Source organism: Schaalia sp. (assembly GCF_050312375.1).
GTDB lineage: Bacteria > Actinomycetota > Actinomycetes > Actinomycetales > Actinomycetaceae > Pauljensenia > Pauljensenia hyovaginalis.
Genome location: NZ_JBNOYB010000036.1, coordinates 19,517 through 30,852, shown reverse-complemented (window position 1 = coordinate 30,852; position 11,336 = coordinate 19,517). Strand labels below are relative to the sequence as shown.

The 11,336-nt window shown below is 69.5% G+C and carries 10 protein-coding genes; 3 read left to right on the top strand and 7 right to left on the bottom strand.

From position 1 onward, the window contains the following. Window positions 1-33: 33 nt before the first annotated feature. From mnhG to ACQY7V_RS02610, 6 genes are read right to left on the bottom strand one after another with little or no spacing between them, the layout of a single operon-like run. Window positions 34-507 (bottom strand): monovalent cation/H(+) antiporter subunit G, encoded by a 474-nt coding sequence (mnhG, locus tag ACQY7V_RS02635; protein WP_428638772.1) that lies wholly within the window; start codon window positions 505-507, stop codon window positions 34-36. After that, window positions 507-875 carry a monovalent cation/H+ antiporter complex subunit F gene (locus ACQY7V_RS02630; RefSeq protein WP_235361842.1) on the bottom strand — a complete coding sequence of 123 codons (369 nt, stop codon included), beginning with the start codon at window positions 873-875 and terminating at the stop codon, window positions 507-509. The genes mnhG and ACQY7V_RS02630 overlap by 1 nt, the downstream gene beginning before the upstream one ends. Next, window positions 872-1,660: a Na+/H+ antiporter subunit E gene (locus ACQY7V_RS02625; protein WP_320836102.1), complete on the bottom strand. Its 789-nt coding sequence runs from the start codon at window positions 1,658-1,660 to the stop codon at window positions 872-874. Before ACQY7V_RS02625 ends, ACQY7V_RS02630 begins: the two co-directional genes overlap by 4 nt. Further along, complete coding sequence (locus ACQY7V_RS02620) at window positions 1,657-3,252, bottom strand: Na+/H+ antiporter subunit D (RefSeq protein WP_428638769.1); 1,596 nt, start codon at window positions 3,250-3,252, stop codon at window positions 1,657-1,659. The genes ACQY7V_RS02625 and ACQY7V_RS02620 overlap by 4 nt, the downstream gene beginning before the upstream one ends. Beyond that, complete coding sequence (locus tag ACQY7V_RS02615) at window positions 3,249-3,827, bottom strand: Na(+)/H(+) antiporter subunit C (protein ID WP_428638767.1); 579 nt, start codon at window positions 3,825-3,827, stop codon at window positions 3,249-3,251. Before ACQY7V_RS02615 ends, ACQY7V_RS02620 begins: the two co-directional genes overlap by 4 nt. Further along, complete coding sequence (locus ACQY7V_RS02610; RefSeq protein ID WP_428638765.1) at window positions 3,824-6,907, bottom strand: Na+/H+ antiporter subunit A; 3,084 nt, start codon at window positions 6,905-6,907, stop codon at window positions 3,824-3,826. Before ACQY7V_RS02610 ends, ACQY7V_RS02615 begins: the two co-directional genes overlap by 4 nt. Window positions 6,908-7,183: 276 nt before the next feature. On the opposite strand from ACQY7V_RS02610, the gene ACQY7V_RS02605 reads away from it, so the two are divergent. From ACQY7V_RS02605 to ACQY7V_RS02595, 3 genes are read left to right on the top strand one after another with little or no spacing between them, the layout of a single operon-like run. Continuing rightward, entirely contained in the window at window positions 7,184-8,245 is a 1,062-nt protein-coding gene (locus tag ACQY7V_RS02605) for an efflux RND transporter periplasmic adaptor subunit (protein ID WP_428638763.1), read from the top strand. 1 nt (window position 8,246) lies between these two features. Then, window positions 8,247-8,999, top strand: a complete 753-nt coding sequence (locus tag ACQY7V_RS02600; protein ID WP_154475884.1) for an ABC transporter ATP-binding protein — start codon at window positions 8,247-8,249, stop codon at window positions 8,997-8,999. Next, window positions 8,996-10,420: an ABC transporter permease gene (locus ACQY7V_RS02595; protein ID WP_428638761.1), complete on the top strand. Its 1,425-nt coding sequence runs from the start codon at window positions 8,996-8,998 to the stop codon at window positions 10,418-10,420. Before ACQY7V_RS02600 ends, ACQY7V_RS02595 begins: the two co-directional genes overlap by 4 nt. A gap of 42 nt (window positions 10,421-10,462) precedes the next feature. Here ACQY7V_RS02595 and ACQY7V_RS02590 read toward each other — a convergent pair whose 3' ends face one another. Then, complete coding sequence (locus ACQY7V_RS02590; protein ID WP_428638775.1) at window positions 10,463-11,308, bottom strand: A/G-specific adenine glycosylase; 846 nt, start codon at window positions 11,306-11,308, stop codon at window positions 10,463-10,465. Window positions 11,309-11,336: the final 28 nt, after the last annotated feature.

The window sequence follows — 11,336 nt, the reverse complement described above, 5'->3', positions numbered from 1 at the left end:
CATACGGGCTCCCCCGCCGCTCGCGTTGAGCCCCTACGGCTCCGGATCGTCCTCGATGCTCTCCGCCCCTATCGGGCCCTTCCGTTCCCCCGGCCCCAACGGGTCCTTCGTCATTACAGGGTCCTCCGGTTCTTCCGGGCTTTTCACCTTCACCGGATCCCCCGCCGTCACCAAGTCCTCCCCGAGGGCGTCATCGGTGAGCGAGGAGGGATCGACGCGTCCGGTCCGGTAGGCGGCCCTGCTCAGCATGTGGGCTGAGATCGGCGCCGTGATGATTTGGAATGCGATGACGAGGAGCATCGTCCACGTCACCGAAGGCTCCCGGACCAGCAGTGCGATCCCGAGGAAGTACATGATGAGCGAGAAGATCTGAGGCTTGGTCGCGACGTGCTGCCTGGACAGGATGTCGCGGTAACGCACCATTCCGATCGACGCGATGAAGGTGAAGGCGACGCCGAGGGACACGCACGCGAGGCCCGCGACATCGAGGAGGACGTAGGGGTCCATCAGTCCTCCTCGGAATCGACGTCGTGAACGGGGGCGGCTTCCTCCGACAGGTCCATGAGGGCGCGGTCCGCCTCCTCGGCTTCCGCGCGGGTCAGGACGCGCCGCTCGTCGGGATCGGCCAGGGTCGCGAATCGGGCGAGGGCGGTCGAACCGACGAAGCCCACGAGGCCGAGGACGATGAACACCGGCAGAAGATCCGCGCGCCTGGTCGCCGCGGCGAGCAGGGCGAAGGCGCCGATGAGGATCGAAGTCATCATGTCGACCCCGAGCATCCGATCCAGGTAGGTGGGGCCCTTCGTGATCCGGTAGAGGACGAGGAAGGCGGAGACGAAGAGGACGAGGGCGAGGAGCAGGAGGACCGGATTCATGCCGTGCTCCCTCCGCTCGGCCGCGCAATGCCGTCGGGGCCGCCATCGGCATTCCCCTCGTCAACGGGACCTCCCTCGGCCGGCGAAAGGCATTCGAGCCCGTCGGCGGGGCCACCCTCGGCCGGCGAAGCGCGTCCGGGCCCGTCGGCCTCCTCGCCGGAAGGCGGCGCGTATGGCACGGGCAGGCGTCCTGCGCGGCGGGTCGATCCGGGGACGTAGCCCGCGTCGACGAGCTCCTCGTGCGAGGCGAAGGCGCGCATCACCCGCTCCTCGAGCGTGAGGATCGTCCGGTGGACGCCGTCGGGGCCGCCCGCGAGCCTCTCATCGAAGACGTGGACGTAGACCGTCCCGCTCGCCCGGTGCGCTTCGACGACGACCGAGCCCGGCACGATGGCGGTGAGGGTCGAGATGATCGCGAGATAGGCGTCCGAGTGGGAGCGCAGGTGGACGCGGATGATCGCGCCCTTCGGGTGCTTCCCCGAGAGGATGAACCCGGCCTGCTGGAAGGAGGAGACGAGGACGTCGGCGACGAGACGGATGGCGAGGATGAGCACTCCGAGCGGACGGAATCGCCCGTCGAAGGGGGTCGCCGGGAAGGGGGTGATGGTCGTGACGAGGAGCGCGAGGAGGAAGCCCCACACGACGCGGCTCGTCGAGAACTCGCCCCACAGCATCACCCACACGAGGGTGAGCCACACGAGCATGCCCATGGAGGAGTGGGGGAAGCGCCCGGGGCGCTTGGTCGCCCGGGCGATCGCCCGGGCCGAGGGCGATTGAGCGCTCACGGCTTCCCCTCCTTCCTCAGCCCCTGATCCTCCCTCGGCGCCTCGACCGAGGGGATGGGGGAGGAATCGGGATCCTCGCGGCCCTCTTCGAGTTCAGCGTTCCCCGACGGGGGCAGGACTGCGACGATGTAGGGGGAGCGCTGGAGGAGCCGCGCGCCCGCGTTCTTCGTGTACTCGTTGATCGGACCGGCCAGGAAGGAGATCCCGAGGCTCACCGCGACGAGACCGGCGGTCGCGATCGTCATCGAGGGCGAAACGGGTTTGGGGGAGGGCTCCTCGGGGGCCTCCTGCCAGAACATCATGTTCCAGGCGCGCGCCACCGCGTACAGGGTGAGGAGCGAGGTGAGCAGGCCCGCCCCGATGAGGACCCAGTCGATGGGCGACGAACGCCCGACGGAGGCCGAGATGAGCCCGACCTTCCCGAAGAAGCCCGAGCCCGGAGGAACGCCCGCGAGGTTGAACGCGGGCACGATGTAAAGGATCGCGAGGAGCGGTGATGCCTTGAGCAGCGAGCCGAGCCTCGTCAGCGAGGTCGAGCCGCCGATCCTCTCGATGAGCCCGACGACGAGGAACAGGGCCGTCTGAACGGTGATGTGGTGGGCCGCGTAGTAGACCGTGGACCCGAGGGAGGCGGCCGAGGCGACCGAAACCCCCCAGAGCATGTACCCGATGTGGGAGACGAGCGTGAAGGAGAGGAGGCGTTTGATGTCCTGCTGGGCCAGGGCGCCGAGGATTCCGATGAGCATCGTCGCGATGGCGAGCAGTCCGAGGATCAGGGCGAGGCGGTCCCCCGGGAACAGCAGGGTCTGGGTGCGGATGATCCCGTAGACGCCGACCTTCGTGAGCAGGCCCGCGAAGACCGCGGTGACCGGCGCGGGCGCCGTCGGGTAGGAGTCGGGGAGCCAGGCGGACAGGGGGAAGACTGCGGCCTTCACCCCGAAGCCGATGAGGAGGACGGATTGGATGAGCAGGGCCGTCGAGGGCGCGACATCGCCCATGCGGATCGCGATCTGCGCGAGGTTCACGGTCCCGACGGCCGCGTAAGTGAGGGCGATGCCGGTGAGGAACACGGCTGAGGAGATGATCGAGACGACGATGTAGACGGTGCCCGCGCGGACCCGGTCGCGCGTGCCGCCCAGAGTGATGAGCACGAAGGATGCGAAGAGGAGGATCTCGAATCCGACGTACATGTTGAACAGGTCGCCCGATAAGAAGGTGTTCGAGACTCCCGCCGACAGGATGAGGAAGGCCGGGTGGAAGACCGCGAGGGGAGCCGCCTCCTCACCGTCGGCCGCGCCCTGGGCGAGCGAGTAGAGGAGGACGGCCAGGGTGACGGTCACCGAAGTCGTGAGCATGATCGCCGAGAGGCCGTCGGCGACCAGGACGATGCCGATCGGTGCGGGCCACAAGCCGATATTGAGCACGACCGGGCCCGAGGCGACCATGACGAGCAGCGTGATCGACACGAGCCATACGGTGAACAGAGTCCCGCCGGACACGAGGCCCTGATGCCTTCGCGCTTTCGAGGACGCGAGGGAGACCCCTGCGGACAGGATCGGCAGCACGATCGGAAGGGCGAGGAGGGCGTTCATCCGGCGCTCCCTCCCGCGCCCCCGGGCGCCTCGTTCGAAGGCCCGCCGTTGTCCGCCCCGCCCTCGTCGCCCGGAGCGCCCGAGCGCAGCACGTCCGCGGGGGCGCGCATCGGGGCGTCCTCGAAGTCCTCGTCCTCGCCCTCCGTCTCATCGCGGGCCAGCCGCGCCTCGACCTCGATATCGGCCTCCGCCTCCCTTCGGGCCTCGAGGCGGGCGCGTTCGGCGCGGCGGGCGACGCGCCGGTCCTCGAGATCGTCCTGGACCTCGTCATTGCCGTTGAGCTGCCAGGTCCTGTACGCGAGCGTCATGAGGAAGCCGGAGGTGCCCAGGCCGATGACGATCGCGGTGAGCATCATCGCCTGGACCAGGGGATCCGCCATCGCCTCGGGTTCGGCCGCGCCGACGAGCGGAGGCGCGCCGGAGGGGCCGCCCGCGATGAGGAAGACGATGTTCAGACCGTTCGTCAGCAGCGTGAGTCCGAGGACGATGCGCGACAGGGAGCGTTCGAGCACGAGGTAGACGCCGGCGGCGACGAGGAGGGCGGCGAGGAGGATGAGGGAGAGGGAGGAGGTCATGAGGGGAGGCTCCTCTCATCGGGTGCGTCCGGAGCGGCGGGTCCGCCCGGCGCCATGCGGGCGTCGAGGGCGTGGCGGCGCTCGTCCTCGTGGGGGTCGAGGGCGAGGGAGTCGTCTTGCGGGTCCCCTTCGATCTCGGCGTGGCGGTCGATCTCGGCGCCGAGCGAACGCAGGATCTCCAATGCCATTCCGACGACCACGAGGTAGACGCCGATGTCGAAGAACAGGGCGGTCGCCACTTTGAACTCGCCGACTGCGGGCAGCGTGAGGTAGAACTTCGCGGTCTGCAGGATCGTGCCCCCGAAGGCGATGGGGGCGAGGGCCGAGCCGGTCGCGATCGCGAGTCCCGCACCCATGAGGTGACCGGGGTGGAGGGGCGCCGCCGCGCCGAGTTCATAGCGGCCGCCCGCGAGGTAGCGGATCGTCAGCGCGATGCCCGCGAGCAGACCGCCTGCGAAACCGCCGCCGGGCTGGTCGTGGCCGGACACGAGGAAGTAGAGCGACACGATGAGCATCGAGTGGTAGACGACGCGCGTCCCGAGCTCGAAGATCACCGAACGGTTCTGCTGCGACAGGGTCGAGCTCCCCGCGAGCCATAGGCGGTTCCGCATCGACGGGGCGAGGCGCTCGGCTTCGGGGCCCGCACGGCGCGTTCCTGGCGGCACGGGCGAAGTGGGCCCAGTCGCGGGCCTTGCGGTCCGGCCGGACGAGGGGCTGGGCCACACGGCCTGCGAGCTGCGCGGATCCAATGCGATGTTGCGCAGCCTGTCCATTCGCGCCCGTCGGTCGCGGATGAACATGAAGGAGGCCATGCCGATCGCCGTGATGACGAGGACCGTGATCTCGCCCATCGTGTCCCAGGCGCGGATGTCCACGAGAGTCACGTTCACGATGTTCCGGCCGTAGCCGTTCACGTAGGCCTCGTCGTGCAGGCTCGTCGCGATGGGTTCGGCGACGCGCGAAGCCGCGGCGAGGGCGGCGACGAAGGCGACGGCCCCGCCGACGGTAGCGGCGAGCGCCATCCGGAGGTACCGGGAGGCGGCGAGCGGCCGATTGGAGAAGTAGGCGGGCAGGCGGCGCAGGACGAGGATGAAGATGATGAGGGAGACGGTCTCGGCGAGCGCCTGGGTGAGGGCGAGGTCCGGCGCCCCGTGGAGTTCATAGACGAGGGCGACGCCGTAGCCGGAGACGCCGACGAGGAGGACCGCCTTCATCCGATGGCGCGCCCGGGCGCCGAGAATCGCGGCCGTGGCGGCGATGAGGGCCGCGAGGGCCTGTCCGGTGGAATCCGCCGGGCGGATCCCGGCGAATCCGAGGGGAGCCCCGAAGGTCAGGGCGGCGCCCGTCACGAGGAGGGTGAAGGTGAAGATCGTCGACACGTAGGCCGGTAGGGAGCCGCGCTGCGTGAGGGAGGTGGCGCGTCCTGATGCGGCTTCGAGCCAGGTGATCGTGAGGCGGTAGAACTCCGAGCCCGAGAGGGGGAACTCGTGGCGGCGGGTGAATCGCAGCCAGGGGTCGCGCGCGGCGAAGACCGCGGCGCCGAGGGCGAGGACGGCGAGCGTGACGAGGAAGGGGGCGCCCGCGCCCGGCCAGGCGAGCAGGTGACCGGGTTCGCCCGTCTCAACGGTCGCGGCGTAGCCGTTCAGGAGCCCTTCGAGCGGGCCGGGCACGAGGCCGAGGAGGAGGCCCGCCGAGGACAGGATGATGATCGGGGCCATCATGAGGCGCGAATGACCTTTGAGTTCGCGGGGCTCGACGAGCGGCCGGGTCCAGAAGGCCCCCCACCAGAAGCGCAGGGCGTATCCGACGGTCATCGCCGAGCCGAGGGCGATCGTGATCCAGATCGCCGCGTCGGCGGGGGAGGCCGATCCCATGAGGGCGTCGAGGGCGCTCTCCTTCGCGACGAAGCCGATGAAACCGGGGACGCCCGCCATCGAGAGGGCGGCGAGGCCCGAGAAGAACGCGAGAAGGGGCATGCGGCGCATAAGGCCGGTGAGCTCGCGAAGATCACGGGTCCCGGTCGCCCAGTCGATCGCGCCGACCGTGAGGAAGAGCGCCGCTTTGAAGAGCGAGTGGGCGACGAGCATGGCGAGGCCGGCGAGCATGAGCTCCTGCGTCCCGTGGCCGACGAGGACCATGAGCAGGCCCAGCTGGGAGACGGTGCCGTAGGCGAGGATGAGCTTGAGATCGTGCTGCTTGAGGGCGCGGTATCCGCCGAGGAGCAGGGTGAGCAGCCCCAGGCCGATGACGACGGCCCGCCACGGGGCGGAGCCGGCGAAGGCGGGGGCGAGTCGGGCGACGAGGTACACGCCCGCCTTCACCATCGCCGAGGAGTGAAGATAGGCCGACACCGGGGTGGGGGCCGCCATCGCCGCGGGCAGCCAGAAGTGGCTCGGTGCGAGCGCCGACTTCGTCGCGGCGCCCGCGAGCATGAGGAGGACCGCCGTCGCGATCAGGGCCGCAGGAGCGCCCGCTCCCAGTGCTCCCGTGCGCGCCGAGGCGATGAGCTCGGAGAACAGGAAGGAGCCGCCGGGGGCCTCCCCGAGGATGACGATGCCGCCGAGCATCGCGAGTCCGCCGGAGGCGGTGACGATGAGCGCCTGCTGAGCGGCCCTTCTGGAAGACGCGAGCGCATGGGAGTGGCCGATGAGGATGAAGGAGAACACCGTGGTGAGCTCCCAGAACATGTACATCGCCAGGGTGTTGTCCGTGGTGACCAGGCCGAGCATGGCGCCCGCGAAACTCACGAAGGCGCCCGCGAAGCGGCCGAGACCGGCCGCCGACGCCGAGAAGTACCGGGTCGTGTAGACGAGGACCAGGGCGCCGACTCCCGACACGATGAGGGCCATCGTCCACGACAGGACATCGATCCGGAAGGCGAGATCGAGGCCGAGCTGAGGCGCCCAGGGCCAGGTCTCGACCGGAACGGCCCCGGCGAGCACCTCCGGCGCCAAAGAGGCGAAGTAGATGAAGGCGCCTGCGGGGATGAGTGCGAGAACGAGGAAGGCCGCGCGGCCCGAGCGCATGATCATCGGCGCGAGCAGGGCGCCGAGCGCGAAAGCCGCAAGGATGACGAGCATTCCCCTCCTCGATGCCGTGCCCCGGTGCGGTGCCGGAGCGCGGGAGGTCCGGCAGGGGGCTCGATCGTCTCGCTCTCAATTTTAGTGGAACCCCCGAGAATCGCGCGGCGAGGCCATCGTCGGAGCGAGGGAGGAGGGGGACGAGGGCTTCCCTGAGCGAACCCTGAGTCGTCCCGGATTCTTCGCCGAAGCATTCCGCGGGCGGTGAGGGCTCTTCTAGTGTGGGCGGGAGAAACCCTCATGAACACAGCGTGCAGCCGAGACAAAGGGGCGAACATGGCCACTTCCCCGCGTGCGGGTCGGATCCTCGCGATCGTCAAGACGGTGATCCTCGCGGTCATCGCGATCGCCCTCGTGAAATTCGCATTCTTCCCGGCCGTCAACAACGCCGATGAGGGTCAGTCCCTCAACCCGGGCGGCGACTACGGCCAGATGACGATCCTGCCGACCGTCTCCGACATCACGAACACCGTGAGCGCGAAGGGCACCATCGAAGCCGATCCGGCGACGACCGTGAAATCGACGGGCGAGGGCGTCGTCACCTTCATCGCCGCCGCCGATGGGACCGCGATCGAAACGGGTGCGCCGATCCTCGAAGTCCGCAAGGAGATCGCGCCCGACCCGGTGGTGGCGACCGACGCGGAGGGCAATGCGACGGCGGCCCCCGCGGCACCGAGCTACCAGTACACGACCGTGTTCGCGACGGCCTCGGGAACGCTGCACCTCAACGCCCTGCTCGGCCAGCAGTTCGCGATCGGGGATGCGATCGCGACGATTCAGCCCCCGAGCTATTCCGCCTTCGCCACCCTCAACGCCGACCAGCTCTACCGCATTCAGAACGCCCCCGAGCAGGCGACCATCACGATCACGAACGGACCCGCGCCCTTCACCTGCACGGGGCTGAGGATCGAAACGCCGAAGGCCTCCGCGAACGCCCAGGCCTCACCCGCCGCCCCCTCGTCCTCCGGCGACGCCGCGAATTCCGGCGGCATCCGCGCGGTCTGCCCGATCCCCGCCGAGCAGAAGGTGTTCCCGGGCCTTCAGGTCACGATGGACGTCGTGGCCGGATCGGCGACGGGCGTCCTCACCCTGCCGATCAGCGCGGTCGAGGGCCGTTTCGAATCCGGCTTCGTCTACGTCCCGAACCCGGACGGGGGCAAGCCGACGAAGAAGCCCGTGAAGCTGGGACTCACCGACGGGAAGATCGTCGAGGTCAAGGAGGGCCTGACCGAGAGCGACGAGGTTCTCGAATTCATCCCGAACTCCGCCTCCGAGGAGAAGGGGTCCGAGTCGATGGACATGGGCGGCGCAGTGGCAGTGATGGAAGGGGCCGCCTGAAATGGCGCTCATCCATCTTCAGGGGGTGACCCGAACGGTCGAGCTCCCCGACGGCTCGGATCTGCGGATCCTGCGCGGCGTGGATCTCGAGGTCGACCCGGGCGATCACATCTCCATCGTCGGGCGCTCCGGAACCGGCAAGTCGACCATGCTCAACATCATCGGGCTCCTCGACCTGCCCAACGAGGGCCGCTACACGATCAAGGGGCAGGACGTGAAAGCCCTGGGAGAGGGGCAGCGTTCGCGCCTGCGCGGCGACACCTTCGGCTTCGTGTTCCAGCAGTTCAACATCTTCAACACCCGGACCGCCCTCGAGAACGTGGAAGTGCCGATGCTCTACACCTCGGGCGCGCCCTTCTGGAAGCGCAGGGGACTCGCGGCGGACATGCTCGAGCGCGTCGGCCTCGGCGATCGACTCGACTCCTACCCGACTGAGATGTCGGGCGGCGAGCAGCAGCGCATCGCCATCGCGCGCGCCCTCGTGCGCAGGCCGAGCGTCATCCTCGCCGACGAACCGACCGGTGCGCTCGACCCGGAGACGGGGAGCTCCGTCATGAGCCTGCTGGAGACCGTCGCCTCCGAGAACGACGCGGCCCTCATCGTCATCACCCACGACCTCAACGTGGCGGCGCGGGCCCACCGGGTCCTCTCGCTGTCCGAGGGGGTCCTCCACGAGGTCGCCGATCCGCGCGCCCACCTCACCCCCGACTCCGACGCCGCACCCGATGCCGAGGGCGAGGAGGTGGTCGCATGAACGCGATCACGAGCATCGTGTCCTCCCTGGTCGAGGCCTGGGGCGAGGTGAAGGTCGCGAAGTCCCGCGTCATCCTCTCCCTCGTCGGCGTGGTCGCGGCCGTCGCGGCCCTGTCGACGGTGATCGCCCTGGGCGAGCTCACCGTCCAGGCGAACAAGGAGATGGTGGAGGCCGGCAACGGGCGCGCCGTCACGCTCCGCATCAACGCCTACCAGTCGGGGGGAGAGGAAGGATCGACTGCCGGGGTCGCTCTCGACCCCAGCGCATCGAGCCGGGCTCCCGGGGCCGGGTCGGAGGCTTCGGCGACGGGCGGCGGCCAGGGGCTCGACGCCCAGGGGCTGCCCCCCGATCGGATGGGCGACGCCATGACGACCGTCGCCGAGCGCTTCGACATCCCGTATTGGTCGCGATCCGAATCCTCGTCCATCGAGATCGAAGAGCTCACGCAGATCGAGCAGACCGGGAGCTTCAGGGGAAGGCCCGCGATCATCCGCGATCCCATGCTGGTCGAGCGCAGCGCCCAGATCAAGGCCGTCGATCCCGCGTACGCGACGATTTTCAGGCTCGAACCCGCGCAGGGCCGCTGGATCGCCCCGGGGGACGCCGACCTCAGGGTCGTTCCCGTCGTCATCAACTCCGTGCTCTGGGACTACCTCGGCCAATCGCCGATCGAAGACCCGATCGTCCTGCATTCGAAGGACGGGAGCGTGTCCTTCCGGGTCGTGGGCGTCGTCAAGGCGAAGACCCCGTGGGCCTCCCCGGAGTTCTACGTCGACTACACCGCCTGGCGCTACACGAAGGTCGCGACCTATTCCGTCGGCTCCCAGTCCGGCCCCTTCTCGAACGGGTCCATGATGGGGTCGGGCTCCGGGCAGACCGAGATGATCGTGTGGGTCGGGCCCGACAAGGTCGAGCAGGCCCGGGAAGCCCTGCCGAAGGCCCTCGCCTCGGTCCTCGGGAAGGGCTGGAAGGGCAAGGTCTACGGGGGCGACGACTGGGACGGCGGCGAATCCGAATTCGGCGCGATCAGGAAGATCATCATGGTGACCGGCGGGATCGTGATCCTCCTGGGCGCCATGGGCCTGCTGAACGTTGCGATCGTCACCGTCCGTCAGCGGATCCGGGAGATCGGGATCCGCCGCGCGATGGGGGCCTCGGCGAAGAGGGTCTTCTTCTCGGTCTTCATGGAATCGGTCGTCGCGACTTTCGTGGCGGGCGTCATCGGCGTGGGGATCGCGATCGTCATCGTCCGCACTCTCCCGCTGGAGACCCTGGGGCTCCTCCTCCAAGACCGCCCGGCGTTCCCCATGAAAGCGGCGGTCGACGGCGTGGGGATCGCGACCGGGATCGGCGCCCTGTGCGGCATCATCCCGGCCGTCGCAGCCGTGAAAGTCAAACCCATCGACGCGATCCGCTACTGAAAGCCCGGCACCGGAGGGCCTTCGCCGTCCGCGGCCGTCCCGCTATGCGCCGGGCAGGCGGATCAGCCCGGCCTCGCCCTCGACGACGAGTCCGTCAGCGAGGAGCGCGTCGAGGACGCGCGGCGCCTGCTCGGGATCGGCGCCCGGCAGTCGCGCCGCCTCCAGGGCTCGCGTTCGCGTGATCGCCGTGCGGGAGGGGTCGCCGAGGGCGTGGCGCTCGCGCAGGAGGGCGAGGACGCGGCCCCTGGCCTGACGGTCGGTCCCCTTCCACGCCTGCGTCCGAAGCTTCGAGGCCGAAGGCGGTCGCCCCGCCCTCGTCCATGCGCAACGCTCCGCGATCGGGCAGTCCGCGCAGGCCGGACTCTTCTGGGTGCAGACGAGGGCGCCGAACTCCATGACCGCGACGTTCCACTGCGCGCATTCGGCCCCGTCCTCGGGGAGGAGCGAATCGGCGAGGGACCGCTCCGCCTTCGACGGCGATGAGGAGGCGGGGCGCTCCTCGCCGGTGAAGACGCGCAGGAGGACCCTGCGGATGTTCGTATCGAGCACGGCGATGCGGCCGTGGAACTGGAAGGAGACGAGCGCCGAGGCCGTGTACGGCCCGATGCCCGGAAGCGAGCAGAGCTCCTCGTAGTCGGCGGGCACTCGTCCGCCGGGTCGGCCCGCGATCGCGATCGCGCATTCGCGCAGGCGCAGCGCCCGCGACGGGTAGCCGAGGGTGCCCCACTCGACGAGGACCTCGGCCGGGCTCGCGGCGGCGAGGTCCTGCGGAGTCGGCCACAGCTCCATCCAGCGCTGCCAGAAGGGCTGGACGCGCGGCATCGGGGTCTGCTGGCTCATCACCTCGCCCACCAGCGTCCCCCAGGGGCTCACGCCCTCGGCCCGCATCGGCAGGTCCCTCCGATTCGTCCGGAAC